The organism is Stenotrophomonas sp. YJH_SMC_133 (assembly GCF_059370655.1).
Window position 1 is genome coordinate 259,622 of sequence record NZ_JCAFTW010000008.1, and the last position, 26,765, is coordinate 286,386.

At 67.4% G+C, this 26,765-nt stretch carries 24 protein-coding genes and 1 tRNA gene; 13 read left to right on the forward strand and 12 right to left on the reverse strand.

Annotation, left to right across the window (positions count from 1 at the left end; genetic code table 11):
* The first annotated feature begins 95 nt into the window (after window positions 1-95).
* The 5 genes from tolB (at window position 96) to queC (ending at window position 4,405) form a co-directional block, all read left to right on the forward strand.
* Window positions 96-1,415, forward strand: a complete 1,320-nt coding sequence (gene tolB, locus AC5P78_RS13720; protein ID WP_005418511.1) for a Tol-Pal system beta propeller repeat protein TolB — start codon at window positions 96-98, stop codon at window positions 1,413-1,415.
* A 64-nt stretch (window positions 1,416-1,479) separates the two neighbouring features.
* Window positions 1,480-1,998 (forward strand): peptidoglycan-associated lipoprotein Pal, encoded by a 519-nt coding sequence (gene pal / locus AC5P78_RS13725; RefSeq protein ID WP_005410748.1) that lies wholly within the window; start codon window positions 1,480-1,482, stop codon window positions 1,996-1,998.
* A gap of 3 nt (window positions 1,999-2,001) precedes the next feature.
* Window positions 2,002-2,820, forward strand: a complete 819-nt coding sequence (ybgF, locus tag AC5P78_RS13730) for a tol-pal system protein YbgF (protein WP_005414274.1) — start codon at window positions 2,002-2,004, stop codon at window positions 2,818-2,820.
* A gap of 139 nt (window positions 2,821-2,959) precedes the next feature.
* Window positions 2,960-3,661, forward strand: coding sequence for a 7-carboxy-7-deazaguanine synthase QueE (gene queE, locus AC5P78_RS13735; RefSeq protein WP_414498328.1), 702 nt, complete (start codon window positions 2,960-2,962; stop codon window positions 3,659-3,661).
* A gap of 78 nt (window positions 3,662-3,739) precedes the next feature.
* Complete coding sequence (gene queC / locus AC5P78_RS13740; RefSeq protein ID WP_005410745.1) at window positions 3,740-4,405, forward strand: 7-cyano-7-deazaguanine synthase QueC; 666 nt, start codon at window positions 3,740-3,742, stop codon at window positions 4,403-4,405.
* Window positions 4,406-4,592: 187 nt separating this feature from the next.
* Here the strand turns inward: queC and AC5P78_RS13745 are convergent, their stop codons facing one another.
* Window positions 4,593-5,549: a DUF2268 domain-containing putative Zn-dependent protease gene (locus AC5P78_RS13745; protein WP_005410744.1), complete on the reverse strand. Its 957-nt coding sequence runs from the start codon at window positions 5,547-5,549 to the stop codon at window positions 4,593-4,595.
* 178 nt (window positions 5,550-5,727) lie between these two features.
* Here AC5P78_RS13745 and AC5P78_RS13750 point away from each other — a divergent pair.
* Window positions 5,728-5,803 (forward strand) — tRNA-Lys (locus AC5P78_RS13750).
* 75 nt (window positions 5,804-5,878) lie between these two features.
* On the opposite strand, the gene AC5P78_RS13755 is transcribed toward AC5P78_RS13750, so the two are convergent.
* The gene (locus AC5P78_RS13755; RefSeq protein ID WP_005410743.1) at window positions 5,879-6,217 is read right to left on the reverse strand and encodes a hypothetical protein; all 339 of its coding nucleotides are present in this window, start codon (window positions 6,215-6,217) and stop codon (window positions 5,879-5,881) included.
* A 174-nt stretch (window positions 6,218-6,391) separates the two neighbouring features.
* On the opposite strand from AC5P78_RS13755, the gene AC5P78_RS13760 reads away from it, so the two are divergent.
* Window positions 6,392-7,234 carry an alpha/beta hydrolase gene (locus AC5P78_RS13760; protein WP_164222442.1) on the forward strand — a complete coding sequence of 281 codons (843 nt, stop codon included), beginning with the start codon at window positions 6,392-6,394 and terminating at the stop codon, window positions 7,232-7,234.
* Window positions 7,235-7,316: 82 nt separating this feature from the next.
* The gene (locus AC5P78_RS13765) at window positions 7,317-8,255 is read left to right on the forward strand and encodes an alpha/beta hydrolase (protein ID WP_076739540.1); all 939 of its coding nucleotides are present in this window, start codon (window positions 7,317-7,319) and stop codon (window positions 8,253-8,255) included.
* A gap of 8 nt (window positions 8,256-8,263) precedes the next feature.
* On the opposite strand, the gene AC5P78_RS13770 is transcribed toward AC5P78_RS13765, so the two are convergent.
* Both AC5P78_RS13770 and AC5P78_RS13775 read right to left on the reverse strand, forming a co-directional pair.
* Window positions 8,264-8,686 (reverse strand): response regulator, encoded by a 423-nt coding sequence (locus tag AC5P78_RS13770; RefSeq protein WP_005414268.1) that lies wholly within the window; start codon window positions 8,684-8,686, stop codon window positions 8,264-8,266.
* A gap of 92 nt (window positions 8,687-8,778) precedes the next feature.
* Window positions 8,779-9,546 (reverse strand): CPBP family glutamic-type intramembrane protease, encoded by a 768-nt coding sequence (locus AC5P78_RS13775; RefSeq protein ID WP_414498327.1) that lies wholly within the window; start codon window positions 9,544-9,546, stop codon window positions 8,779-8,781.
* A 149-nt stretch (window positions 9,547-9,695) separates the two neighbouring features.
* Between AC5P78_RS13775 and AC5P78_RS13780 the strand changes: the two genes are divergently transcribed.
* The gene (locus AC5P78_RS13780) at window positions 9,696-10,004 is read left to right on the forward strand and encodes a TFIIB-type zinc ribbon-containing protein (RefSeq protein ID WP_049396256.1); all 309 of its coding nucleotides are present in this window, start codon (window positions 9,696-9,698) and stop codon (window positions 10,002-10,004) included.
* A gap of 73 nt (window positions 10,005-10,077) precedes the next feature.
* Here the strand turns inward: AC5P78_RS13780 and AC5P78_RS13785 are convergent, their stop codons facing one another.
* The 6 genes from AC5P78_RS13785 to AC5P78_RS13810 all read right to left on the reverse strand — a co-directional run bounded on the left by AC5P78_RS13785 (window position 10,078) and on the right by AC5P78_RS13810 (window position 17,000).
* A complete protein-coding gene (locus tag AC5P78_RS13785) occupies window positions 10,078-10,590 on the reverse strand; it encodes a GNAT family N-acetyltransferase (RefSeq protein ID WP_049396257.1) in 513 nt (170 codons plus the stop codon).
* A gap of 81 nt (window positions 10,591-10,671) precedes the next feature.
* Window positions 10,672-11,697 carry a copper resistance protein B gene (locus AC5P78_RS13790; RefSeq protein WP_049396258.1) on the reverse strand — a complete coding sequence of 342 codons (1,026 nt, stop codon included), beginning with the start codon at window positions 11,695-11,697 and terminating at the stop codon, window positions 10,672-10,674.
* Window positions 11,694-13,505, reverse strand: a complete 1,812-nt coding sequence (locus tag AC5P78_RS13795; RefSeq protein ID WP_049396259.1) for a copper resistance system multicopper oxidase — start codon at window positions 13,503-13,505, stop codon at window positions 11,694-11,696. Before AC5P78_RS13795 ends, AC5P78_RS13790 begins: the two co-directional genes overlap by 4 nt.
* Before the next feature lie 75 nt (window positions 13,506-13,580).
* The gene (locus AC5P78_RS13800; RefSeq protein ID WP_049396260.1) at window positions 13,581-13,961 is read right to left on the reverse strand and encodes a CopL family metal-binding regulatory protein; all 381 of its coding nucleotides are present in this window, start codon (window positions 13,959-13,961) and stop codon (window positions 13,581-13,583) included.
* 154 nt (window positions 13,962-14,115) lie between these two features.
* On the reverse strand, window positions 14,116-15,921 hold the full coding sequence (gene recQ, locus AC5P78_RS13805) for a DNA helicase RecQ (protein ID WP_005410733.1): 1,806 nt from the start codon (window positions 15,919-15,921) through the stop codon (window positions 14,116-14,118).
* 530 nt (window positions 15,922-16,451) lie between these two features.
* Window positions 16,452-17,000 carry a Dps family protein gene (locus tag AC5P78_RS13810; RefSeq protein WP_005410730.1) on the reverse strand — a complete coding sequence of 183 codons (549 nt, stop codon included), beginning with the start codon at window positions 16,998-17,000 and terminating at the stop codon, window positions 16,452-16,454.
* A gap of 86 nt (window positions 17,001-17,086) precedes the next feature.
* On the opposite strand from AC5P78_RS13810, the gene hrpA reads away from it, so the two are divergent.
* Window positions 17,087-21,172: an ATP-dependent RNA helicase HrpA gene (hrpA, locus tag AC5P78_RS13815; protein WP_414498590.1), complete on the forward strand. Its 4,086-nt coding sequence runs from the start codon at window positions 17,087-17,089 to the stop codon at window positions 21,170-21,172.
* 72 nt (window positions 21,173-21,244) lie between these two features.
* Here the strand turns inward: hrpA and AC5P78_RS13820 are convergent, their stop codons facing one another.
* On the reverse strand, window positions 21,245-21,781 hold the full coding sequence (locus AC5P78_RS13820; protein ID WP_012481055.1) for a hypothetical protein: 537 nt from the start codon (window positions 21,779-21,781) through the stop codon (window positions 21,245-21,247).
* 130 nt (window positions 21,782-21,911) lie between these two features.
* Here AC5P78_RS13820 and AC5P78_RS13825 point away from each other — a divergent pair, with 130 nt between their 5' ends.
* The 3 genes from AC5P78_RS13825 to AC5P78_RS13835 all read left to right on the forward strand — a co-directional run bounded on the left by AC5P78_RS13825 (window position 21,912) and on the right by AC5P78_RS13835 (window position 26,624).
* Window positions 21,912-24,068 (forward strand): bifunctional (p)ppGpp synthetase/guanosine-3',5'-bis(diphosphate) 3'-pyrophosphohydrolase, encoded by a 2,157-nt coding sequence (locus AC5P78_RS13825; protein ID WP_065184005.1) that lies wholly within the window; start codon window positions 21,912-21,914, stop codon window positions 24,066-24,068.
* Window positions 24,069-24,098: 30 nt separating this feature from the next.
* Window positions 24,099-25,670, forward strand: coding sequence for a hypothetical protein (locus AC5P78_RS13830; RefSeq protein WP_099484100.1), 1,572 nt, complete (start codon window positions 24,099-24,101; stop codon window positions 25,668-25,670).
* A gap of 63 nt (window positions 25,671-25,733) precedes the next feature.
* Window positions 25,734-26,624: an SDR family oxidoreductase gene (locus AC5P78_RS13835; RefSeq protein ID WP_065184007.1), complete on the forward strand. Its 891-nt coding sequence runs from the start codon at window positions 25,734-25,736 to the stop codon at window positions 26,622-26,624.
* On the opposite strand, the gene AC5P78_RS13840 is transcribed toward AC5P78_RS13835, so the two are convergent.
* A partial coding sequence (locus AC5P78_RS13840) for an integrase core domain-containing protein (RefSeq protein ID WP_143565881.1) occupies window positions 26,621-26,765 on the reverse strand: 145 nt, incomplete at its 5' end. The two genes, AC5P78_RS13835 and AC5P78_RS13840, sit on opposite strands and share 4 nt — an antisense overlap.

A 26,765-nucleotide genomic window follows, 5' to 3' on the forward strand; every position in this document is an offset into this window, starting at 1 on the left:
TGACCCGGAATTCACGTACCCTTGGTTCATGATTGCGAAGCGGTTCACTGCCGCTTTGTTATCCCTCGTTCCGGTTTCCCCCTATTGAGCGCTCCATGAAAAAGATGCCTCGCTGGCTTGCCGTGTTTGCGGCCCTGTTGCTGCCCTTTGCTGCCGTCGCGCAGCAGAAGGGGCTGGATATCGACATCATCGGCGGCAATGCTTCCGCGCTGCCGATCACCATCGTGCCGATGCCTTACCAGGGGTCGTCGGCTGCACCGCAGACCGACGTCGCCGGCGTGGTCCGTGCCGACCTGGAGCGTTCGGGCCAGTTCCGTACGCTGCCCGAAGCGCAGATCGTCGAGAAGCCGGTGCGCGGCGGCGACATCCAGTTCGCCACCTGGCGCGCGCTGAAGCAGAACTACATCGTGGTCGGCCGCGTGCTCGACGCCGGTGCCGGCGCCTACCGCGTCGAGTACGAACTGTTCGACGTACCCAAGGGCGAGCGCCTGCTGGGCCTGGCGATGACCGCCCGTGGCAACGCCATGCGCGACGTTGCCCACCAGATGGCCGACGCCATCTACGAAAAGATCACCGGTGTGCGCGGCGCCTTCTGGACCCGCATCGCCTACGTGACCGCCAGCGGCAAGGGCGACGCCATGCGCTACGCGCTGATGGTGGCCGACTCCGATGGCTTCAATCCGCAGACCATCGTGCGTTCGGCCGAGCCGCTGCTGTCGCCGTCGTGGAGCCCGGATGGCAGCAAGCTGGCCTACGTCAGCTTCGAGCGTGGCAATTCGGCCATCTACATCCAGAACATCGGTACCGGCGCGCGTGAGCTCGTCACCAGCTTCCGCGGCATCAACAGCGCCCCGGCGTTCTCGCCGGACGGCCGCAAGCTGGCCCTGACCCTGTCGCGTTCGGGCAACCCGGAAATCTACGTGATGGACCTGGGCAGCAAGCAGCTGACCCAGCTGACCAACCACTTCGCCATCGATACCGAGCCGACCTGGGCGCCGGACGGCAGCGCGGTGTACTTCACCTCCGACCGCGGCGGCCGTCCGCAGGTCTACAAGGTCGGCGCGGGCGGCGGCAGCGCCGAGCGCGTGACCTTCCAGGGCAACTACAATGCCAAGCCCTCGGTGTCCTACGACGGCAAGAAGATCGCCGTCGCCCAGGGCTCGGGCAACAGCTACAAGATCGCGATGATGGACAGCTCGCTGGGTTCGCCGCGCTGGAGCACGCTGTCCCCGGGCTCGCTGGATGAATCGCCGAGCTTTGCGCCCAACGCGAGCATGGTGTTGTACGCCGCCCGCGAAGGTGGCCGTGGTGTGTTGTATGCCGTCTCGGCCGATGCGCGGGTTCGCCAGCGCCTGGTCCTGGCCGATGGTGATGTGCGCGAGCCGGCATGGTCCCCATACCGTACCCAGCGCTAAAAGAGTGTTAATATTTTCGTTGTCTTGAACCCCTCATCGGCCTAGGAGCCACAAAGGTATCGCCATGAACAAGTCCACCCGCGTTCTGCTTGTTTCCCTGCTGTCTGTGGCCGTCCTGGCCGGTTGCTCGAAGAAGGTGAAGGAAGAGCCGGCAGCCCCGGTCGACACCGGCACCTCGACCACCACCCCGACCGGTCCGTCGACCTCGGGCCTGTACGGCCCGGGCGACCTGGATACCGACGCTTGCCTGCGCCAGCGCGTTGTCTACTTCGACCTGGACAAGGAAGACGTGAAGCCGGAATTCCAGGCCATCATGGCGTGCCACGCCAAGTACCTGCGTGACCGTCCGTCCTCGCGCATCACCCTGCAGGGTCACACCGACGAGCGCGGTTCGCGCGCGTACAACCAGGCCCTTGGTGAGCGTCGTGGCAACGGCGTCAACTCGGCCCTGCAGGCCAACGGTGGCTCGGCTTCGCAGCTGACCGTCGTTTCCTACGGTGAAGAGCGTCCGGTCTGCACCGAGTCGAACGAGTCCTGCTGGTCGCAGAACCGTCGCGTCGAAATCGTCTACACCGCGCAGTAATCCATGCGCATTGGCATCAAACTGATGCTGGTCGTTGCGGCAGCCCTCGTGGCTGCCGCACCGGCGCATGCACAGCGACAGAGCCTGGCTGACCGTGTCGGCGCGCTCGAGCAGCAGATGTACAACAACAGTGCCAACCAGGACCTGTTGAACCAGATCAACCAGCTGCGGCAGCAGGTCACCAGCCTGCAGGCCTCGATCGAGCAGTTGCAGCACGACAACGCCCAGCTCAAGCAGTCCGCCCAGGACCAGTACCTGGATCTGGACAGCCGCCTGAACCGGTTGGAAGGGGGCAATGCGGCCCCGGCCCTGCCGCCCGTTCCGGCGAGCGCGCCGAAGGCCGCACCGGCCCCGGCAAAACCCGCAGCGGCGGCCACTTCCGAGCGGCCGCCTTCCGTCCATGGTGATGCCGGCAGCCTTGCCGCCACCGGCGACGAGCGCACCTCCTACAACGTCGCCTTCGACTCGCTGAAGGCCGGCAAGTACGATGATTCGGCGCAGCTTTTCCTGAGCTTCCTGCAGCTGTATCCGAACGGCGTCTACGCGCCGAACGCGCTGTACTGGTTGGGCGAGAGCTACTACGCCACCCGCAATTTCCCGATGGCCGAGACCCAGTTCCGTGAACTGCTCGCGCGCTATCCGACCCACGACAAGGCCGCTGGCGGCCTGCTCAAGGTTGGCCTCTCGCAGTATGGCGAGGGCAAGGTCGACCAGGCCCAGCAGACGCTGGAGAGCGTCGTGGCGCAGTACCCGGGCTCGGACGCCGCGCGCACCGCCCAGGATCGGCTGCAGTCCATCCGCCTCGGCAAGCAGATCCGTTGATCCGCTGACCGGGCGTACAATGCGTACCCTGGCGCCGGGCTGATTTCCGGCAGCCTCCTGTAGAGCCGAGCCCATGCTCGGCTGCTTTCGTTTCCGGCGCCGATAAATCGGTCGCCCGTCCCATGAAGAATTGTTTGCCATGACCGCCGTTACCCCGTCCAACGCCGTCGCCACCCCCAGCGACATCGTGCAGTCGCCGCTGCCGCGCCTGAAGATCACCGAGATCTTCACCTCGCTGCAGGGCGAAGCCGATACCGCCGGCTGGCCGACCGTGTTCGTGCGCCTGACCGGCTGCCCGCTGCGCTGCCAGTACTGCGATACGGCCTATGCCTTCCATGGCGGCACCTGGTGGGACATCGACGACATCGTGGCCGAGGTGTTGGCCCAGGGCGTGCGCCACGTCTGCGTGACCGGCGGCGAGCCGCTGGCGCAGAAACGCTGCCTGGTGCTGCTGCAGAAGCTGTGCGACGCCGGCGTGGACGTCTCGCTGGAAACCTCCGGCGCGCTGGACGTCAGCGCGGTGGACCCGCGTGTATCGCGCGTGGTCGACATCAAGACCCCGGGGTCGGCCGAAGCGGCGCGCAACCGCTGGGAAAACCTGCCGCTGCTGACCGCACGCGACCAGATCAAGTTCGTCATCTGCAGCCGCGGGGACTACGACTGGGCCAAGGCTCTGGTCGCCGAGCACGAGCTGGTGAAGCGCTGCACCGTGTTCTTCTCGCCCAGCAAGGGCGAGATCACCGCGCGGCAGCTGGCCGACTGGATCGTCGAAGACCGCCTGCCGGTGCGCTTCCAGATGCAGTTGCATAAAATCCTGTGGAACGACGAGCCGGGCCGATGAGCCCGCGCGGCGTTCCCTGATGTAGCTCCGGCGCGGGACAGCGTGCTGGCTTTCCCCTCCCAACCGGATGTTTTACCCATGAAGAAGGCAGTCGTGCTTCTCTCCGGCGGCATGGATTCAGCCGCCGTCATCGCCATGGCCCAGGAACAGGGCTTCGCCGTGCATGCCCTGAGCGTGCGCTACGGCCAGCGCCATACCTCCGAACTGGATGCTGCCGCCCGCGTGGCCAAGGCCCAGGGCGTGGTCGCGCACAAGACCGTGGACGTGGACCTGCGCAGCATCGGTGGCTCGGCGCTCACCGATGACATCGACGTGCCCGAGGCCGGCGGTGCCGGCATTCCGGTCACCTACGTACCGGCGCGCAACACCATCATGCTGTCGCTGGCCCTCGGCTGGGCCGAAGTGCTCGGTGCCAACGACATCTTCTGCGGCGTCAACGCCGTGGATTATTCCGGCTATCCGGACTGCCGCCCCGAGTTCGTGGCCGCGTTCCAGGCGCTGGCCAACCTGGCCACCAAGTCGGGCGTGGAAGGTGCGGGCATCAAGGTACACGCGCCGCTGCAGTTCCTCAGCAAGGGCCAGATCGTCAGCGAAGGCGTGCGCCTGGGCGTGGACTTCGGCCTGACCGTGTCCTGCTACAACGCCGACGCCAACGGCGCCGCCTGCGGCCACTGTGATGCCTGCCGCCTGCGCGCGCAGGGCTTCGCCGAAGCCGGCGTGCCGGACCCGACGCTGTACGCCTGATCGCCCCTGGTAGTGCCGGCCGCTGGCCGGCTTCCCTGATGGGTGTGAATTCCCAGATGGTGGGTGCGAACTGCTCCTCGGTGGGTGCGAACCTTGGTTCGCACTCCCCGACCCGCCGGGTAGGTCTGACTCTGGTGGGTGCGAACCGTTGGTTCGCACTCCCTGACCCGCCAGGCATGGCCCGGCGCTACCGCTGCCGCAGCCACCCCGACGCTTCAATAAACATCCGCACCGCCTTCGGATCGGCATAGTCCAGCTCGATCATCCGCGCGACACCGGCTTTCTCGTCGGCTTGCTGGCGCATGTACTCCTGCGCGATGCGGTAGCCGGCGTAGTACCCCACATCACCCACCCCGAACGGATTACGGGCGCTGTTGTACAGCCAGTTGTCCAGATCCCCGCCGTCCATTTCAGCGACGAAACGCGTGCGGATTTCCGCTTCGTGCGCGGGCCCGTAGCTGTACAGCGGCAACGCCGGCCGACGCCCGCTCAGCCGTTCGGCCACATACTCCGCCACGCCTTCGCGCACCGCGTACTGCGCCAGGCTGCCGGTAGTCTCGCGCTGCTGGGTATGCACGTACTCGTGCAGGTTGTTCTGCGCGTTGTTCGCCCCCGGACGGCTGTCATAGAAGATCCGCAGGCGATCGCGCATTTTCGCCGGCAACTCGCTCACGTCCACGCGCTCATCGCCCAGCGCCATCTCCGCACCGATCAGTACCTTGTCACCCAGCGTGGTCCCGCCAGTACGCAGCACGCCCACGGCATAGGTGATGGTGGCCGGGCGCAGGGCGGGGTAGAGCGTGCGGAAGGCGGCCAGGTCCCGTTCCAGTGTGGCGCTGGCCTGCTGCGCGTTGGCGGTCAATGGGCGTACCGACGTCCAGAAGCGCGGCCACGCACGCATGGCCTCGGCGTATTCGCGGGCGGTGTAGTTACGGACCTGCATCAGCGCATGCAGGCCGGGGCTGCCTGGATCGATGTAGCGCTCCTGCACCAGTGCGACCTGGCGTTCAACGTCGGGCTCGGCGCGCACAGCGTCATAAGTGGCCCAGAAGCGGCCGATGTCGTCGGTGACGACCTGGGATGGGGCGGCCAGTGCCGCACAGGGCAGCAACAGGGCGGCAATGAGGCAGAAGGGCAGGCGCATCCGTGGCTCCGGGCAGGAATCACAGCTGGGATGCGCGTGAGGCCCAGAAGGTTTAAGCGGGCTCACCAGATCGGGTAGTGCCGGCCGCTGGCCGGCAACCTCGACGCACCAGGGTTTCACCCGGCCCGGTAAAGTAGGGTAGAATGCCCACCCCGCCGAAAGGCTGGGGCAGTGCAATGGGCCGTTAGCTCAGTCGGTAGAGCAGAAGACTTTTAATCTTTTGGTCGAAGGTTCGAATCCTTCACGGCCCACCATTGCATCCAATGACCCAGGTCATTCAGAAAGGCACCGTAATGCGGTGCCTTTTTTGTTGCCCTGGTCCGTGGCCTCTACTTCGCCCGCATTCCCTTGGCTTTTGCGGCCGCCGCGTCGGCAGCTTGCTGTGCGGCCGTCGCTGCCGCATTCGCGGAACGCACGGCTTCCGCTTGAGCCGCGTCAAAGTCAGCCCGGCGCTGCGCGCTGATCCGGCGTTCCAGTTCTGAATATGCGACGTAGCTCTCCGGATACTTCGCGACGCAGGCCTGCTGCAGCAGCGGGATCGCATGGTCGGACAATCCCGGTTGGAGGTGGGCGAGCAGGCAGTCCGCATACGCTGCGGATGCTGGCGGAGTGCTGCTGGACTGCGGTGAGGCGGCGGCAAGGGTGGTGGCGATCAATACACTCAACATGGGAACCTCCTTGTGGATATGAGCGTGGCGGCGACCAGTCCTTGAGCCAAAGTGCCCGTTGCATGACCATCACCGGCTCCATGGTGCTCCAGTTCCGGCAGATCGGCAAAGTGCCGCGAACGACAGTGCCTCCGGCGGTCTATGCTCGGCATCTTTCCCAGGATGGGCCGTCCCATGCGTCTGATCGTGCTGTCGCTGTTGTTGTCCGTCGTCTCCGCCGCGCCGCTGATGGCCGCCGAATCCGCGTCGCCCGCCGCCGCCACGCCGCTGGTCATCGGCGAGACCTTCACCATCGAGTCGAAGGCGCTGGGCGAGACCCGTCGTATCAACGTCTATCGCCCGCAGCCGTGGGGGCTGGACCCGAAGGCACCGCTACCGGTGCTCTACATGCCCGACGGCGGCATCGGCGAAGACTTCCTGCATGTGGCCGGGCTGGTGCAGGTGCTCAGCGGCAACGGCAGCATGCGTCCGTTCCTGCTGGTTGGCATCGAGAACACCGAGCGCCGCCGCGACATGACCGGCCCCAGCAAGGACCCGCAGGACCAGAAGATCGCGCCGCGCATCGGCGGCTCGGCGGCCTACCGTACCTTCCTGCGCGATGAACTGATGCCGCAGGTGCGCCAGCGTTACCCGACCACCGACGAGCGCGCGCTGATCGGCGAGTCGCTGGCTGGCCTGTTCGTGGTCGAGACGCTGCTGCAGGAGCCGACGCTGTTCAACAGCTACATCGCGCTGGACCCCAGCCTGTGGTGGAACCGTGGCGCAATGCTGGCCGGCGCGGCCAAGCAGCTGCCGGCGGTGACGCGTGCGCAGCCGCGCGTGTTCCTGGCCAGCAGTGGGCAGCCAGAGCTGGCTGCGTCCGCCGCGCAGTTGGCCACGCTGCTGCAACAGGCGTCGCCGTCGCCGCTGGTGAAGTACCTGCCGTTGCCGGAGGAAACCCACGCCACGATCTATCATCCGGCCGCGTTGCAGGCGCTGCGCACGCTGTTCCCGGCGCCGCCGCCGGCCTCGCCCTGACCGCACTGGTACCCGCCTGCACACCATGCAACGATGCGGCAGCGGCGCCATCGGGTGCGCCGCCCGCAACGGGAGCGTGTGGATGCAGCGTGTGCGTGGATGGAGTGTGGCGGCCTGCCTGGCCGTGAGTGGCTGTGCGATGTCGGTGGCGCCGCCCGCAATGCAGAGTGAAGCGAAGGACAGTGCGCCGACTGCCACGCCGGGTGTGGTGCTGCTGGACACCGAAGCGCTGCGCGTGCACGACCCGGTCGGCCGCGACTATCCGGTCTGGGTGGCGCTGCCGGCCGACTATGCGGCGCATCCGGAAAAGCACTACCCGGTGCTGTACGTGACCGATGCGCTGTACAGCTTCCCGCTGGTGCGCAGCGTGCGCAACATGGTCGGGCAGAAGGGCGTCAACATCGAGGATTTCATCCTGGTCGGGCTGCCGCCGCAGGAAGGCCTGACCTCCAAGCAGAGCCGCTCGCGCGATTACACGCCCAGCGACCCGGCGCGTACCGATCCGCGTGATTACAGCGATGACGTCAGCTACGGCGGCGCGGCGCACTACCGCGATTTCCTCGCTGGGCAGGTACTGCCGATGATCGATGCGCGCTACCGCACCGATCCGGCGCGGCGTGCCTATGCGGGTCATTCCTATGGTGGCCTGTTCGGCGCCTATGTGCTGACCACGCGCCCGGACATGTTCCGCACCTACATCCTGTCCAGCCCATCGCTGTGGTTCGACGACCATCGGGTGCCGCGCATGCAGGCCGAAGCCAAGGCGCCGGCGCAGCCGACCACGGTGGTGCTGTCGGTGGGCAGCTTTGAAACGGTCAAGCCCGAACTGCGCTACTTCACCCGCAACGACATGCTGCGCCACAACGCCGAATTCGCCGAGCAGCTGCGCAGCAGCGGGCGATCGTTGAAGGTGGAGAACATGGTGATCGATGACGAGGATCACTTCACCGTCTACCCGGACATGATCACCCGCGCACTGCTGAAGGTGTTCCCGGGTACCGGACCGTACAGCAGCGGTTGATGAATGCCTCAGGCCGCCTGTGCATCCGGCCCGGTCAACACGCCCACATCGGCGTGCCGGAAGCACAGCCGGATGGCGTCGAGCAGCTCGCTCATGTTGTACGGCTTGGGCAGGAAATGGATGCCGTCGCGCAGCTGCGGCAGCACCTGGTGCTGGTCCATGCCCGACGTCACCAGGATCGGTAGCTGGGGATAGAGGCCGCGGACCCGGTTGGCGGCTTCAATGCCACTGATCGCTCCCAGATTCACGTCGGTGAACAGCAGGTCGAAACGCTCACCGGCGGCCAGCAGGCCCAGCGCCGCTTCGGCAGAGCTCACGCCCACTACGTGGCAGGCCTGGCTTTCCAGCGCCAGCCGGCTCAGTTCGCGGGTTTCCTCGGCGTCCTCGATGAGCAGGACGCGGGGTTCAACGTGGCGCTTGGACAGCAACATGACGCGACAACTCCGGACAGCAACGGTGAAAAGGCGCGCAAGTATGCGCAAGCCGGTAGTGATCCCGACGTGCACGGCAAGCTAAGCGGGCGTTACAGGGCTCTCTGGCGCCGGAGCCGCACGTGCCAGGCCAGCACCGCGACCGCGAGCAGGGCGGTGCCGATGCGCAGGCTGGTGGGCTGCCAGCCCAATGCGAGGGCGTCATCGAGGCTGAACACATTCCAGGCCAGGTTCATCGAAACATGCAGGACCAGGCCGCACCAGAGCGTGTTGCCGTCAAGGTGGTCGAGCCAGGCGAAGATGAAGCCGCCCACGGCGATCACCGCGCCGACGAACAGCGCGATGCCGCCGCCGTCGAACCCGCCGAAGCCGAGCCAGTGCACCATGCCGAACAACAGCGCCTGCGGCAGTGCAAGCCATGGCCAGGGGCCGCGCACGATCTTCACCAGCAGCACGAAGCCCAGGCCGCGGAAGAGCACTTCCTCGGCCAGCGGGAACAGCACCGCCAGCATCGTGGCATCCAAGGCGGTCAGTGCCCTGTTCGGTGCTCCGAGCAGCGCCAGGCCCAGCCAGCACGGCAGGCTGGCCAGCAGCACCCACATGGGGCCGCTCCAGCCGTTGCCGCGCAGCCCCAGGCTGGCCATCAGGCCCATGTCACGGGGCCGCAGCAGCGCGGCCAGCAGCAGTGCCACCAGTACCGCCAGCGCGTTGTCCAACAGGCTGCCGCCATAGGGGATGGGCAGTGCGGGAATCGGTGTGCCGATGGATGCGGCGATATCGCGCAGGTTCAGGCCAAGGCCGACACCCAGCAGCACCAGCAACAGGCGCGCGGTGGTGGGCAGGCGGGACAACACGGTCATGTACGCATTCCCTGCGGAACAAGGGCGCAGTGTGCCCCGCGGTACGCATGTGGGCACACGCCGGAAGTCCCTGTGCCATCGGTCACGTGTTGCCGCACAGTCATCGCGGCGCAGGTACAGTCGAAACCAGACCGACAGGAGCAATGCCGATGCTGTGCCCCGTGTGCAAGACCCAGACGCTGCAGATGGCCGAACGCCATGGCATCGAGATTGATTACTGCCCGAGTTGCCGCGGTGTGTGGCTGGATCGTGGCGAGCTGGACAAGATCATCGAACGTGCGGGCGCCGGTGCTGCAGTACCTCCGCCAGCGCCCGTGCAGGCTCAGCCGGCGTCCGCGCCGCCACCGGTGATGCACCGTGATACCCGCCACCTTGGCCAGCGCTACGAGGACAACCGGGGACACGGCTACAGGAAAAAGAAGAAGGACAGCTTCCTGTCGGAGTTGTTCGATTTCTAGTTTGTAGCGTAGAGCCATGCTCGACTTTTGGCGGTGACAGTCGAGCAAGCTTGACTCTACATGGGGCGCGTGATCACGGCCGCCGCAGGATGAACTCGCGGTCGCGCGTGGCACCGACGATGAAGTCGTACTCGCCAACCTTGCTGCAGCCATAGCGCGCGTAGAAGCGCTGTGCGCCGAAATTCTCTTCCCACACGCCCACCCACAGGGTGCGGCGCTGCGGCTGGTCCAGCCACGCCATGAATGTGTCCATCATGCGTGCACCATGTCCGCCGTTCTGGTGTCCGGCCAGGATGTAGAACCGCTTCAGTTCGATGTCACCCTCGCATGCATCCGTGTGCGGCAAGGTGTTGGCGCCGGCGGCCAGGTAGCCGACCACGGCGTCACCGTCCAGCAACAGCCAGATGGCACTGCGTGGGTCGGACAGTTCGATGCGCTGCGGTTCGCTGCTGTAGTGCGCCTGCAGGAAATCGTGCAGCTCCTGCGGCGGATAGGAATCGCCCCAGGTTTCGTTGTACGTGGCGATGGCGATCGCCGACAGCGCGTCGACATCGGCAAGGGTGGCGCGGCGGATCTGCAACGACATGGCGGTGCCTGCATTGGAACGTGGCGCAGTGTAGCCGGCCCCGGCGGCTGCCGGGGCTGGCCATTGCTCACGATCTGCTGCTCAGAACCACATGCGCACGCCGGCCACCCAGCGCGTGTCGCGCGCGTGGTCACCGGCATAGTCGGCGGTGTCGCCAAAACTGCGTTCGTGACTGATGCCGATGTAGGGCGCGAAGCGACGGCTGAACTCGTAGCGCAGGCGCAGGCCGGCCTCTACCTTGTTAAGGCCACGGCCGATGCCGTACTCCTGCTCGTCCTTGGCCGCAACGGTAGCTTCCAGCAGCGGCTGCAGGATCAATCGGTTGGTCAGCAGTACGTCGTACTCGACCTCGGCCTTGGCCAGCACCTGGCCGCCGGAGCCCATGTACAGCGTGGCCGAGCTTTCGAACTTGTACGGCGCCAGACCCTGGATGCCGATGGCCGCCCATGTGCGCGAGTCGGACGGGCGGAAGTCCTGGCGCACGCCGACCAGCACGTCCCACCACGGCGACACGCTGCGGCCATACAGTGCTTCCAGTGACGACGATTCGGTGCGGCCGCGGCCGCGTTCGCCATCGGTGCGCAGCCACAGGCGGTTGATGTTGCCGCCGACCCAGCCGGTGGCTTCCCATGCCTGGCCGTTGCTGCTCTTGCCATCCCAATGCTCAAGCCGGTCGATCAGCAGCAGGCTGTTGATCTCCGGCGCGTGTTCCATCGCGCCATGCGCGATCGGCGGGAAGGCGGCGGCGCGGTCGGCATCGGTCGGGACCGGGATCGGTTCGCGCGGTTCGGTGGGTGCAGGCGTGCCGTGGCCCATCGCCCCGTGGTCCATCTGCGAATGGTCCATCGCCGCTGGCTGCATCGCGCCATGGTCCATCTTCGAGTGGTCCATCGTGGAGTGGTCCATGCCGGCCTGATCCGCCGCACCCATGTCCATCTCCGAATGATCCATCTTTGAATGATCGACCGATTCGGCCGGGGTCTTCGCGCTCTTCGCAGGCACGTTCATCGCGCCCATGTCATGGCCGGCGTGCGACTGCGCGAACACCGGCAACGCGGCGGCCAGGCCCAGGGCCAGCAGGCTGGGGGAAAGCAGTGAGCGGCTCATTCTTCGATCCTCACTTCGCGCATCATGCCTGCTTCCATGTGGTACAGCAGATGGCAGTGGTAGGCCCAGCGGCCGAGTGCATCGGCGCGCACGCGATAGCTGCGGCGGGTGCCCGGCGGCATGTCGATGGTGTGCTTGCGGACCTGGAACTCACCTTGCGCGTCTTCCAGATCGCTCCACACGCCGTGCAGGTGGATCGGGTGCTGCATCATGGTGTCGTTGACCAGCACGATGCGCATGCGCTCGCCGTAGTTCAGCCGCAGCGGCTCGGCGCTGGCGAACGGGACGCCATCGAACGACCAGGAGAACTTCTCCATGTGGCCGGTCAGGTGCAGCTCGATCTCGCGGCTCGGCTCGCGGCCATCCGGGTCTTCGAACAGGCTGCGCATCGCACCGTAGGTCAGCACCTGGCGGCCGTTGCCGCGCAGGCCGATGCCAGGGTCGTCCAGCTTCGGCTCGGTGGCCGAACTCTGCATGTCCACCAGCGGGTTGTTGCGCTCGCTGGCCGGATGCTTCGGTACCTTGCTGGCGGTACCGCCGCCGCCGTGCGCACCGTGGCCCATGCTGGCGCCGCAGCTACCTTCCGTGCCCTTCATTGCGGCCATGTCGTGGCCACCATGGCCACCACTGCCCATGTCGTGCCCCATGTCGCTCATCGTCAGCAACGGGCGTGGGTCTCGCGCGGGAATCGGTGCCTGCAGCCCGTGGCGTACCGCCAGCGTGCCGGCAGCGTAGCCGGTGCGACCCATGTCCTGGCAGAAAATGGTGAACGCATCCTGGCCGGTGGGTTCGACCAGCACGTCGTAGGTTTCGGCGGGAGCGATGCGGAATTCGTCGATGCTGACCGGGTGGATGTACTGGCCGTCAGCGGCCACCACGGTCATCTTCAAACCGGGGATGCGCACGTCGAAGTAGGTCATCGACCCGCCGTTGATGAAGCGCAGCAGCACCTTTTCGCCACTGCGGAACAGGCCGGTCCAGTTGCCGGCCGGGGCGGTGCCGTTCATCAGGTAGGTGTAGGTATGCGCGTTGATATCGGAGATATCGGTGGGCGTCATCCGCATCCGCCCCCACATGCCACGGTCGGACAGCGCGGCTGACCAGCCCTCGCGCTTCACGTCACGCAGGAAGTCGGGCAGGGTGCGCTTGTAGTAGTTGTCATGCTCGGCGAGCTTCTTCATGCGGCGGAACAGCGCGCCAGGGTCCATGTCGGTCCAGTCGGACAGCATGATCACGTGCTCGCGGTCGTGCCGGTAGGGCGCCGGTTCGGCCGGATCGATGATCAGCGCGCCGTACAGGCCGGCCTGTTCCTGGAACATCGAGTGGCTGTGGTACCAGTAGGTGCCCGACTGCTTCAGTTCGAAGTGGTAGTGGTAGGTCTCGCCGGGGCCGATGCCGTTGAAGCTCAGGCCGGGCACGCCGTCCATGTTGGCCGGCAGCAGGATGCCGTGCCAGTGGATCGAGGTCGGGTGGCGTTCCAGGGTGTTGCGCACGAACAGGTCCACGGTCTGGCCTTCGCGCCAGCGCAGGATCGGTGCCGGCAGCGAGCCGTTGACAGTGATCGCCGGGCGGGTGCGGCCGGTGAAATTGGCCAGCGATTCGCCGATGGCCAGTTCGATACGGGTGTCGCTGAGCACGGCGGGGGCACCGGCCAGCCGTGGGGCGGCAGTGGCGGCGGCGAGCGCGCGCTGCGGCACGCCGACAGCGGCGATGCCGGCAACCACGCCACCGGCGGCCAGGCCCTGCACGAACAGGCGGCGCGACGGCATGGGCACAGCGCCCGGACCGGGGGGAATGCGGGTATTCATGGTGGTGACTCCAGACACGTAAAGACGCCGGCAGGTGGCCGGCTCCGGTGCGCAGGGCGCACAGTGCGTGTGGAATCAGCCGATGGGAGGGCGTGAGATCGGCGGCAGCGGCGGCGACGGGCGGCCGGTGGCCGGCATCGGCTGCGGTGCCAGCGACAACGCCGGGCCGGCCATGAACGGCAACGCCTGCACCACCAGCAGCGGGTGCTGGGCGCAGCTGCGCACGCAGTCCTTGATCTGGCAGTGGGCGTCGTGGGCGGGGGCCTTGGCCTGCGGGGCCTGATCGGCCTGCATGGCGGCGTGGTGGTGGCAGTCGGCATTGCCGCCTTCAAGGGCGGCTGCCGCGTGGGCCATCCGGCCCATTTCCTCGTGACCGCTGGCCATGGCCGCGTTCAGCCCGTTGAGCAGCAGGCTGAGCATGAGCACGACACGGAGCAGGGTCGAGGCGAGGGACATGGCGCTAATCTAGCCGCAAGCGGCCGTGGATGCACTTCCGGCTGAATGGCCGGTTCAAGGTTGGACCTGCACCAATGTAGAGCCGAACCCGCGCTCGGCTGCTTCTGCGGCCACGGCAGCCGAGCGTGGGCTCGGCGCTACAGGGAGCCGGGCGTTACCCTTCTTCGCGCACGATCTCGACCAGGCGCGGGCCGTAGCGGCTCAGCTTGGTGCCGCCGATGCCGCCGACCCGGGCCAGTTCATCCAGGCTGGTCGGGCGCTGCTCGGCGATGTTGCGCAGGGTGCTGTCGTGGAAGATCACGAAGGCAGGCACGTTCTGTTCGCGCGCCAGTTCGGCACGCAGGCCGCGCAGGGCGTTGAACAGTGCCAGGTCCTGCGGCAGTACCGACAAGCCGGTGCGCTGCGCACTGCGCTCGCGTCCGCTGGTGCTGCTGGCCGGGTCGCGGCGCATGCTGATCTGGCGGCGGCCGGTCAACACGTCACGGCTGGCATCGGTCAAACGCAGGCCACCGTGGCCCTCGCTGTCCACTTCCAGCAGGCTGGCGGCGACCAGCTGGCGGAACACGCTGCGCCAGGTGCGCGCATCCAGATCGCGGCCGATGGCGTAGGTGCTGAGCTTGTCGTGGCCCTGCTGCTTCACCTTCTCGTTCTCGCTGCCACGCAGGACGTCGATCAGGTGGCCGACGCCGAAGCGCTGGCCAGTGCGGTAGACACAGCTCAGCGCCTTCTGCGCCGGAATGGTCGCGTCCCACGAGGCCGGCGGCGTCAGGCAGTTGTCGCAGTTGCCGCACGGCTGGGGATAGGTCTCGCCGAAACCGGCCAGCAGCACCTGGCGGCGGCACTGCATGGATTCGCAGTAGCCCAGCAGGTGATCGAGCTTGCCCCGCTCCAGCTGCTTGCGTTCTTCGCCGGCCTCGGATTGTTCGATCATCTGCTTGAGCAGTACCACGTCGCCCAGGCCGTAGCACAGCCAGGCCTCGGCAGCTTCGCCATCACGACCAGCGCGGCCGGTTTCCTGGTAATAGCCTTCCATCGACTTGGGCAGGTCGGTATGCGCGACAAAGCGCACGTCCGGCTTGTCGATGCCCATGCCGAAGGCGATGGTGGCGCACATGACGATGCCGTCCTCGCGCAGGAAGCGGCGCTGGTTGTTCGCGCGCACTTCCGGCGGCAGGCCGGCGTGGTAGGGCAGGGCGTTGAAGCCCTGGCCGCAGAGGAATTCAGCGGTCTCCTCGACCTTGCGCCGCGACATGCAGTAGACGATGCCGGCCTCGCCACGGTGGCCGCGCAGGAAATCGGTCAGCTGCTTGCGCGCGTTGTCCTTCTGCACCACGGTGTAGCGGATGTTGGGGCGGTCGAAGGAGCTGACGAAGTGGCGTGCTTCCTGCAGGTCGAGGCGCTCGGCGATCTCGCGCTGGGTCGGCGGGTCGGCGGTGGCGGTGAGCGCGATCCGCGGAATCTGCGGCCAGCGCTCGTGCAGTACGGTCAGCTGGCGGTATTCCGGGCGGAAGTCGTGGCCCCACTGCGACACGCAGTGGGCTTCGTCGATGGCGAACAGGGCGATCTGGCTGCGCGACAACAGCGACAGGAAGCGGCCGGTCAGCAGCCGCTCGGGAGCGACATAGAGCATGTCCAGCTCACCCGCGAGCAGTTCGCGCTCGACGCGGCCGGCGGTCTCGGCATCCAGGGTTGAATTCAGGTACTCGGCACGCACGCCGAGCTGGCGCAGGGCTTCGACCTGGTCCTGCATCAGCGCGATCAGCGGCGAGATGACGATGCCACATCCGTCACGCAGCAGGGCCGGGACCTGGTAGCACAGCGACTTGCCACCGCCGGTGGGCATCAGTACCAGGGCATCATGACCGGCAGCCACATGCTCCACGATGTCCTGCTGCGGACCACGGAAATCGTCGTAACCAAAGACGCGTTGGAGCAGGTCGTGCGCGGGACGGGAAGCCATCCGGCTAGTTTACCTCCCGGAGGCGGCGGCAGGGCTGCGCCCTGCACCTGCTACAAGCCAGAGCAACGTCAAAGGCAACAGCCGGCTCTGGGGTGATTCGTGGTTTGGTGGGGCGGTGTCGGAGTGCGGGGACGCCGCAAGTACGTCCGTGTAGGCTTGGCAGCCGCATCCATGCGGCTGACACCCCGCAATCCGACACCGCCCCACCTTCGACAGTTTCCCGCGGCCGTTGGTGGGTGTCGACCTTGGTCGACACCTCTGTCAGATATCGAATGAATTCATCCGTGTCGACCAAGGTCGACACCTACCAGAGCGGACGCTGTTCCAGCAGATCGCGGAAAACTGTCGAAGGCGGGGTGGGTCCGGTGGCAGGGGTGTCCGCGGCATGGATGCCGCGGCCAAGCCCCCAAGGACGGGTTTACGGCGTCCCCTGCCACCGGACCCACCCCGCCAGCCCACAGATAGCCAGCTTTTGACGTTGCCGTTGCCTCGGCGGGTGCAGGGCGCAGCCCTGCCGAGCCCCCCAACTCTTACTGGAGCAGAGAACGCAGCATCCAGGCGTACTTCTCGTGGGTCTGCAGCCGCTGGGTCATCAGATCCTCGGTCGGGGCGTCGTCACCCTTGGCCGCCACCTCCAGCACTTCACGTGCCGTACGGCAGACCGCTTCGTTGGCGACCACCAACTGGCGTACCATTTCACGCCAGTCCGCACTGTCGGTCAGGCCCGGTTCCTCGGCGATCGAGGTCAGCGCAGCGAATTCCCGGTAGGAGCCCGGGGCATTGAAGCCCAGCGCGCGGATGCGCTCGGCCACGTCGTCCAGTGCCGCCCACTGCTCGGTGTACTGCGTCTCGAACATGGTGTGCAGCGAGTTGAACATCGACCCGGTCACGTTCCAGTGGAAGTTGTGCGTCTTCAGGTAGAGCGTGAACGCATCGGCCTGGAAGCGCGACAGACCGTCGGCGATCTTCTTGCGGTCGCCCTGGGTGATCCCGATATCGATGTTCGGTGCCGACGGTGCCGCCGCAGCAAGCTTCTGCTTTCCGGTCTTGGCCTTGGTCGTGCTCTTGGTCTTCGCCATGGGGTTCCTCCTTGTGGAATCGTTGGCCTTCACAATAAACCGGTCGTGATGACTGGTCGCTTTCAAAGTTTTGAACGAACCGATTGATGAACTCTATCGATAAAAATCCATCGCCCCGCCTGCGCCAACAGCGTGCCGCCATCGACGGCGCCATGAGCCGCGACCGGGGCCGTTTGCTGGGAATGCTCTCGCGTTGCCAGGCCAAGCCCCAGGATGCGGCACTGGCCGCCACCTTCGAGCAGGCCTTGCAGGCGTCGGTGCAGCGCCGGCAGGTGCGGGCGCAACAGCAGCCGTCCATTACTCTGGACCCGCAGCTGCCGATTGCGCGTGAAGCCGACGCCATCATCGGGCTGATCCGCGAACATCAGGTGGTGGTGATCGCCGGTGAAACCGGCTCGGGCAAGACCACCCAGCTGCCGAAGCTGTGCCTGGCTGCCGGCCGTGGCCAGGCCGGCATGATCGGCTGCACCCAGCCGCGACGGATTGCCGCACGTGCGGTGGCCAGCCGCGTGGCACAGGAACTGCAGAGTGAACTGGGCCAGCTGGTCGGCTACCAGGTGCGCTTCAATGACAAGGTCAGCGAAGACAGCCGCATCAAGTTCATGACCGACGGCATTCTGCTGGCGGAGATCGCCAGTGACCGCTGGCTGTCGAACTACGACACGATCATCGTCGACGAGGCGCACGAACGCAGCCTCAACATCGATTTCCTGCTGGGCTACCTGAAGCAGCTGCTGCGCAAGCGCCCGGACCTGAAGCTGATCGTCACTTCGGCCACCATCGACACCGAGCGCTTCGCCCAGCATTTCGACAATGCGCCGGTGATCAGCGTCGAAGGCCGTACCTATCCGGTGGAAGTGCGCTACCGCGCGCTGGAAGGCGAGGGCGAAGACCAGGGCGAACGCACCGTCAACGACGCCATCGTGTCGGCCATTGACGAGATCACCCGCCTGGATGCGCGCGGCGACGTGCTGATCTTCCTGCCGGGCGAGCGCGAGATCCGCGATGCGCACCAGTCGCTGGAACGGCGCAAGTACCGCAATACCGAGGTGCTGCCGTTGTACGCGCGGCTGTCCAACCAGGACCAGGACCGGGTGTTCAACCCCGGGCCGAACCGGCGCATCGTGCTGGCCACCAACGTGGCGGAAACCTCGCTGACGGTGCCGCGCATCCGTTACGTGGTCGATCCGGGCTTCGCCCGCGTCAAGCGCTACAGTCCGCGCAACAAGCTGGACCGCTTGCACATCGAGCCGATCTCGCAGGCCAGCGCCAACCAGCGCAAAGGTCGCTGCGGACGTATCGCCGAAGGTATCTGTTACCGCCTGTACGCCGAAGCCGATTTCCAGGCGCGGCCCGAATTCACCGATCCGGAAATCCGCCGCTCCAGCCTGGCCGGGGTGATCCTGCGCATGCTGCAGCTGGGCCTGGGCCGCATCGAGGAATTCCCGTTCCTTGAGGCGCCGGACGAGCGTGCGGTGGCCGATGGCTGGCAGCAACTGACCGAACTGGGCGCGATCGACGCCGAGCGGCGCATGACTACCATCGGCAAGCAGATGGCACGCCTGCCGGTGGACGTGAAGCTTGCGCGTATGCTGGTGGCCGCGCAGGCCGCAGGCTGCCTGCGGCCGATGCTGGTGATCGCCTCGTTCCTGGGCATCCAGGACCCGCGCGAACGCCCACCCGAAGCGCGTGGTGCGGCCGACAGCGCGCACGCGCAGTTCGCCGATGGCCGCTCCGAGTTCGTTGGCGTGCTGCGCCTGTGGGATGCCTACCGGCAGGCCCATGAAGACCTGACCCAGTCCAAGCTGCGCGACTGGTGCGGACGTCATTTCCTCGGCTTCCTGCGCATGCGCGAGTGGCGCGAGCTGCATCGCCAGCTGCGGCTGCTGTGCGAGGAACTGGGCTGGAAGGAAGAGGCCAGCGAGGCGTCGATGGCGCCGTTGCTGGCCGGCAGCAGTGCGCCGGCACCGGCGCGTGACGACGCGGCGGCGGTGAAAGCCACCCGGGGCCAGCTGCACCGCGCCGCGCGCCTGGCCCGCGAAGGCAAGGCCGAGGCCGCACCGGCGCCGGTGGCCGTGCGCGCGCAGAAGGAACAGGCGCCGGTTGGCGGCGGTTTCAGCGAACGTGTACGCGCCGCCGCCTACCAGACCCTGCACCGGGCGCTGGTGGCGGGCCTGCCGACGCAGATCGGCCACCGCACCGAGAAGGGCGATTTCCAGGCGCCACGCCAGCGCCGGTTCCTGCCGTTCCCGGGTTCGGCGCTGTCCAAGCGGCCGCCGCCGTGGCTGCTGGTGGCCAACCTGCTGGATACGCAGAAGGTGTGGGGCATGACCCTGGCCGCGATCGAACCGGACTGGGTGATTGCCGAGCTGCCGCACCTGCTGCTGCGCAAGCACTTCGATCCGCACTGGTCGCGCGCGCAGGGACAGGTGCTGGCCTCCGAGCAGATCAGCCTGTTCGGCCTGGTGCTGGCGCCGAAGAAGCCGGTGCATTACGGCCGCATCGAGCCGGGCGAGGCACATGACATCTTCGTGCGCCAGGCATTGGTGACCGGCGAGATCAACACCCGCGCCAGTTTCGTGGCCGACAACCAGAAAGTGCTGGAGGTCGCCCGCGAGGAGGAAGCCAAGCTGCGTCGCGCCGGCATCGTCGCCGACGAGGACTGGCAGGCGCGCTGGTACCTGGACCGGGTGCCGCCGCAGATCCATTCGGCTGCGGGCCTGGATACCTGGTGGAAGGGACTGGCACCGGAACAGCGCAAGGCGCTGCACTGGTCGCTCGCAGACTTGCTGCCCGGCGAGGGCAGTGAGCAGGAGCGCTACCCGAAATACCTGGCGCTGGGCCAGGCGCGGTTGCCGCTGCACTACCGCTTCGAGCCGGGTGCCGACGATGACGGCGTGACCCTGGACGTGCCGCTGCACCTGCTCAATGCATTGGACCCGGTGCAGCTGGGCTGGCTGGCGCCGGGCTTCGTCGCCGACAAGGCCTCGGCACTGATCCGCAGCCTGCCCAAGGCAATGCGTCGCAACTACGTGCCGGCGCCGGACTTCGGCCGCGCGTTCTACGAGGCGTTCCCGCAGCCCAGCGCCGATGCCATCACCGGCGAACTGGCGCGTTTCCTGTCACGTGCAACCGGTGCCACCGTGACCGCGCTCGATTTCGAGCCCGGTTCGATCGAGCCGCATCTGCACATGAACCTGCGGCTGCGCGACGAGCAGGGCAAGGTGCTGGCCACTTCGCGTGATCTGGACGCACTGCGCGCGAAATTCGGCGGTCGTGCCGGCGATGCCTTCGCTGCACGCGCTGGCCGCGAGATGGCGGCCGATGGCCTGCGCACGTTCCCGGCCATGCCGATACCGCTGCAGGTACCCGGTGAAGCCGGCGTTCCGGCCTATCCGGCGTTGCTGGACGAGGGTGACAGCGTGGCGCTGCGCATCTTCGCCGATCGGCAGCAGGCACAGGAGGCTCACCCGCTGGGCGTGCGCCGGCTGCTGGAGATCGCCCTGGCCGAGAAGGTCAAGCAGGCGCGCAAGCAGCTGCCGGTGGGCGCCAAGACCGGCCTGTTGTATGCGGCGATCGAGTCGCAGGAGCGCCTGCGTGGTGACCTGGTGGATGCGGCAATGAACGCGGTGTTGGCGGAGGGCCTGGAAGACATCCGCGATGCGGCGGCCTTCGAACAGCGCCGTGAGCATGCGGCCAAGGCCCTGTTCGGCGAGGCCATGTCGCGGCTGAAACTGGCCGAAACCATCCTGGCGCTGGTGGCGGAACTGAAGCCGATGCTGGAAGCACCGTTGATGGGTTGGGCGCGCGGCAACCTGGACGACATGGAAGCGCAGCTGTCCGGGCTGATCCACCCCGGTTTCCTGCGCGATACGCCGGCCGACGCGCTGGCGCAGTATCCGCGTTACCTGAAGGCGATGATCCTGCGCACCGAACGCGCCAAGCGTGATCCGCCACGTGACCAGGCACGCATGCTGGAACTGCATCCGTTCCTGGAAGCGCTGGAAACGGCAGAGCAGCAGGGCCTGCGCGATCGCCCGCAATGGCAGGCACTGCGCTGGGACCTGGAAGAGCTGCGGGTGTCGCTGTTCGCGCAGGAGCTGGGGGCACGTACCGGCATTTCGGCGAAGAAGCTGGCGCAGCGGGTGACGGCACTGCGCCAGGCCTCGTAACCCCCGACCGACCCCGCCGGACGATGACCGGCGGGGTACGGTGGGATGTCATCCACGCGTGGCGTGGATCCACTACTTGGAGCGGCGCACCTTGGGCTGGCTGTTCACGCCTTCCACCTTCATGTACCACACGCCCATCACGCCGGGCTTGATGCTGACCTTGGGCGATTGCTTGCGCACGCCGACCACGCTGGTGCTGTCGGTCTGCTCCCATTCCTGGCCGTTGTCCAGCACGTAGACGCGGCCCTTGCCGAAGCCACGGAACTCGCCCTGCAGCACGCCGGTGATCGGCTCGTTGCTGCCGAAATCGAAGAACCCGCGGTTCTTCACGATCACTTCCTGGCGGCCCTGTTCGCGGGCTTCTTCGCGTACCGCTGCCACAGCCTGGGTCGTCGCCGCTTCAACCTTGCCCTGCAGCCAGCGGTTGAGCGTGGCCAGTTCCTGCGCGCTCAGCTTGTCCAGGCCGGCCGCCTTGAATTCGGTCGGCGACATCTGCTGCTGCAGGTCACCGTCCACCACGCGCTGGGCCAGCGCAGGCGCCGACAGGGACAGCAGCAGTGCGGCGCAGGCCAGCAGCCGTGGACGGAAACGTGGGGCGATCGAGGGCATGGCGGAACTCTCCTGGGTTTGCCGGCGAGTGTAGCGGCATGTCTTCATGCCGGGTGATGGTGGCTGCGGTGATTGTCCCTGAACGGCGCCGGCGCTAGTGTAGGAACCTCTGTCTTGCCTGCTCGATGCTGTGAACCGCGCTTCTGTCCCCGGCCTGGATGCCTTGTTGAACCGTCCCTCCGCCGCGGTGCTGCCCGCTCCGCTGCGCCAAGCCCTGCGCGAAGACTGGGAAGCACCGGAGTGCGACCACCAGATGCGCGCCAGCTGGTCGGTGCTGGGCGATACCCTCGATGCACTGTCGATGCTCTCGGCCGACGAAGGCGCGGTGGTTGCCGCGCTGTTGTTCGACCTGCCCGGCCTGCGCGCCAGCCTGGACCAGCTGCCGCTGGGCAACCACAAGGCGGCGGTGATCGGCCTGCTCGACGGCCAGGACGCCGCCGATCCGGTCTGGGCGCTGCATGCTGGCCGCGAGGCCGGGCGCAACAGCGAGGGCCTGCGCCGCCTGCTGCTGGCGATCATCCGCGACCTGCGCGTGGTGCCGATCCTGCTGGCCCGGCAGCTGGCGAGAATGCGCGCTGCCGACAAGCTGGACGACGAGCAGCGCCGGGCGCTGGCGCAGCTGACCCGCGACATACACGCGCCGCTGGCCAACCGGTTGGGCATCTGGCAGCTGAAGTGGGAGCTGGAGGACCTGGCGTTCCGCCACCTGGAGCCGGAAACCTACCGCCGCATCGCGCGCGAAGTGGACGAAACCCGCGTGGCGCGCGAGCGCTACGTGCAGAACGTGAAGAAGCAGCTGTCGCGCGAGCTGGCCGCACAGGGCATCCATGCCGAAGTGAGTGGCCGCCCCAAGCACATCTACAGCATCTGGCGGAAGATGCAGAAGAAGCGGCTGGCGTTCGACCAGCTGTACGACATCCGCGCGGTGCGGGTGATGGTCGACGACGTCGCCGCCTGCTACGCCGCGCTGGGTGTGGTGCATGCGCTGTGGGCCCCGGTGCCGAGCGAGTTCGACGATTACATCGCACGCCCGAAGGCCAACGACTACCGTTCGCTGCACACCGCCGTGGTCGGCCCGGAAGGGCGCACGATCGAAGTGCAGATCCGCACCCACGAGATGCATTCCCAGGCCGAGCTGGGCGTGGCCGCGCACTGGAAGTACAAGGAAGGCGGCAAGGGCGCGGAAAAGTCGTTCGATCGCAAGATCACCTGGATGCGCCAGCTGCTGGAGCAGGCGCAGGACGGGCAGGGCAATGAACTGGCCGGGGCACTCGACGCCGAGCTGACCGAGGACCGGGTCTATGCGCTCAGCCCGAAGGACGAGGTGCTGGACCTGCCCCAGGGGGCCACGCCGCTCGATTTCGCCTACCAGGTACATACGATGGTGGGCCACCGCTGTCGCGGCGCCAAGGTCAATGGCCGCATCGTGCCGCTGACCTATCGCCTGCGCAGCGGCGACCGTGTCGAGATCCTCACCGGCAAGGAGGCCGACCCCCGCCGCGACTGGCTGATGCCCGCGCTGGGCTTCCTGGCCAGCAACCGCTCGCGCGAAAAGGTACGCAGCTGGTTCCACAAGCTGGACCGCGCGCGCAACGTGCAGGCCGGGCGCGAACTGCTCGAGCGCGAGCTGAAGCGCCTGGGGCTGCAGCATTCGGATCTGGCGGTGGCGGCGAAGAAGTTCCATGCCGACAGCGTTGACGACCTCTACATCCAGGTGGCGCTGGGCGACACCGGCCCGAACCAGGTCAGCCGTACGCTGCTGGAAGCAGAGCGCGCGGCCAGCCAGCCGGCCCCTGCGCCGGCGCTTCCGCGCCCGACCGCCCGCCGCGAGAACCTGGGCAAGTCCAAGTTCACGGTGCAGGGCGTGGGCAATCTGCTGGTGCAGCTGGCGCGCTGCTGCCAGCCGGTGGCCGGCGAACCGATCGTCGGCTACCTCACCCGTAGCCGTGGTGTCACCGTGCACCGGGCAGACTGTGCCGCGCTGGCCCGGCTGGCGGCCACCAGCCCGCAGCGCATCCTGCCGGTGGAATGGGGCCAGGCCGGGGGCGGCTACGAGGTGGACGTGGTGGTCAATGCGGTCGACCGCCGCTGGCTGCTGAAGGACATCACCAACCTGATCGCCCAGGAAGACGCCTACGTGCTCGACATCCACAGTGACAACGTGCGCAACAGTGGCCGTGCCCATCTGCGCCTGAGGCTGAAGGTCAGCGACTACGACCAGTTGTCGAACCTGCTGGGCAAGCTGGACGCGCTGCCGGGTGTGAGCGAGGCGCGTCGCCTCGGCTGAGCTTCACGCCGCCCCGGCTACCCTGCACGCATGGAACGCGAGCCCCCGCATCGCCCGCATGGCGCTGAACACCCTGCGCTGGATCGCGTCCGCCGCGAAGGCCGCTGGTGGTGGCTGCAGGCACGTCATGCGCGGCGGGTCTGGCGATGGGCGCTGGTCGCGGCGCTGGCGGTGTTCGTGCTGCTGGTGCTGCTGCGCAAGCCGCTGGCCGACTGGTTCTGGGACGAGCCGCAGATCGAACAGCTGCTGGTCGAAGGCGATCGCGCGCTCGCCGCCGGCCGGCTGAGTGCGGCCGACGGCAGTGGTGCGCGGGAGCGCTACCAGGCGGTGCTGGCACTGGATGGCGATCGGCCGCAGGCGCGCCAGGGCCTTGCACGAACCGCCGCGGCAGCACTGCAGCAGGCCCGCGACAAGCTGCAGGGCGACGATCTCGAGGGCAGCGCGCAGTCACTGGCGCTGGCCCGCGAGCTGCAGGTGCCGCAGGGCGACGCCGACGCCGTGGCCCGCCAACTGCAGGCGCGGCGTAGCGCCGGCGCCGGTATCGGCGCGTTGCTGGCCCAGGCCCGCAATGCGTTCGCGGCCGGCCGGCTGGACGATGGCGACAGCAGTGCGTTGCCGCTGTTCCAGCGCATCCTGGCACTGCAGCCGGACAACCTGCCCGCTCTGGAGGGGCGCGAGGATGCACTGAGCGATCTGCTGCAGCATGCGCGCGCGCTGGCCGGACGCGGGGAACTGGCTGAAGCCGCTGCGACGTTGCAGCGCGCGCGCCTGTTCGATGCAGGCCACGCCGATCTTCCCGCCAGCCAGGAGGCCCTGGCACGGGCGGTCGACGAGCGCTTGCGGCAGGCACAGCGCGCACTTCAGCGACAGCAGCTGGAACGTGCCGCAAAGGGGTTCCTGGCCGTGCTGGCGGTGGCGCCGGACGATCCCACTGCCCAGCGGGGCCGCGAGCAGGTGCTGCAGGCGGTGCTGGCGCGAAGCCAGATCCAGGCCGACGATTTCCAGTTCGAGGCGGCGCAGCGTGATGCCGTGCTGGCCGAAGCACTGGGCGCTTCGCAGGCGGCACGACAGCAACTGGTGCAGCGCCTGCAGCGTGCACGGCAGGCCCGGGAGGCACTGCAGCAGCCCGCAGTGAGCAACGCGCAGCGTGAACGCGAGCTGCGCGATCACCTGCGCCGGATCGAACGCGCCGAGCGCGCAGGCCAATGGATCAGCCCTCCGGGGCACAGCGCATTCGATGCCCTTCGCGAAGCACAGGCGCTGGCACCGCGCGATTCACGGGTGAAGGCCGCGGCCGCGCGCCTGCTGCCTGCCAGTCGCCGTTGTTTCGACGACAACCTCCGGCAGAACAGGGTGCAGGCTGCAGGTGCCTGCCTGCAGGCCTGGCAGACGTTGTCTCCCACCGCCGGCGGCCTGCCTGCGGCCCGCCAGCGCCTCGCGCAGCGTTGGATTGCGATTGGCAGCGAACGATTGGGCAACGGAGATGTCGCCTTTGCCGAACGCGCGCTCCAGCAGGCGGGCGAGCTTGGCGTCGGCCCTTCCAGCAGCGAGTACCAGCAGTTGCGGCAGCGCCTGCGCGACATCGGGGTGTCGTCGCCCTGAGCCCGCCGCTGCCGGAGGGACCGCTATAGTAGCCACCCCTCGCAACATCCCCACGGAGTGCCGATGACCGTCCTCGTTTCCGGAGCCACCAGCCAGATCGGCCGGTTCCTGCTGCCGCGCCTGGTGCAGGCGCATGGGCGGGTACAGGCGGTGAGCCGGCAACCGCAACCGGCACAGGACGGCGTGCAGTGGCTGTGCGGGGACCTGGCGGCTGCGCTGGACAGCGTGCCGTCTCCGGACTGGCAGGCGATTGCCAGCTTCGGCCCCCTTGAAGCATTGGCGCAGTGGTTGTCGCGGCAGACGGCGGCCCCCGCGCGGCAGGTTATCGCCACCAGTTCGATGAGCGTGCTGAGCAAGCAGAATTCCGAGCAGGCCGACGAGCAGGACGTCGTGGCGATGCTGCAGCGGGGCGAAGCGGGCCTGATCGCGCAGGCCGAGCGTCTTGGCATGGGCTGGACGATCCTGCGGCCGACCCTGATCTATGGGGCCGGCATCGACCGCAGCATCACCCCGATCGTGCAGCGTGCGCTGCGTCTGCGCCTGTTTCCGATTCCGCTGGTGGGAGGCCTGCGCCAACCGGTGCATGCCGACGATATCGCCCGCGCCGTGGTGGCCTGCATCGCCACCGGTGCAGCGTCGGCACGGGTGCTGGAAATCGGCGGTGGCGAGCGCCTGCCCTATCACGCGATGTTCCGCCGCGTGCACGCCAGTCTGGCACAGCCGACATTGGCGCTGCCGTTGCCGGGCGCGGCACTGCGGGGCCTGGCCGCGGTGCTGCCGCGGGCGCGTGGTCCGGTGTCACGCCTGCAGCAGGATCTGATTGCGGACAATGGCCCGCTGCAGGCGCTGCTGGACGTACATCCGCGGCCATTCCAGCCCGACGCTGGCACGTGGCGACCGATGAGCGCGGCCCAGGCCGTGCAGCGGATCGCTGCGTATCCCGGCAACGGCTAGCTGTGTAAACCCACCACGTTGTTCAGCAGGACTCTGGAAATAGGTGGCTGGCCACCGATCCCCATGTGAGGGCGGTGCCAGTTGTAGTGGTGCAGCCATTGGGTCAGCACGGAATTGCGCTGGTCCGAGGAGGCGTATTCG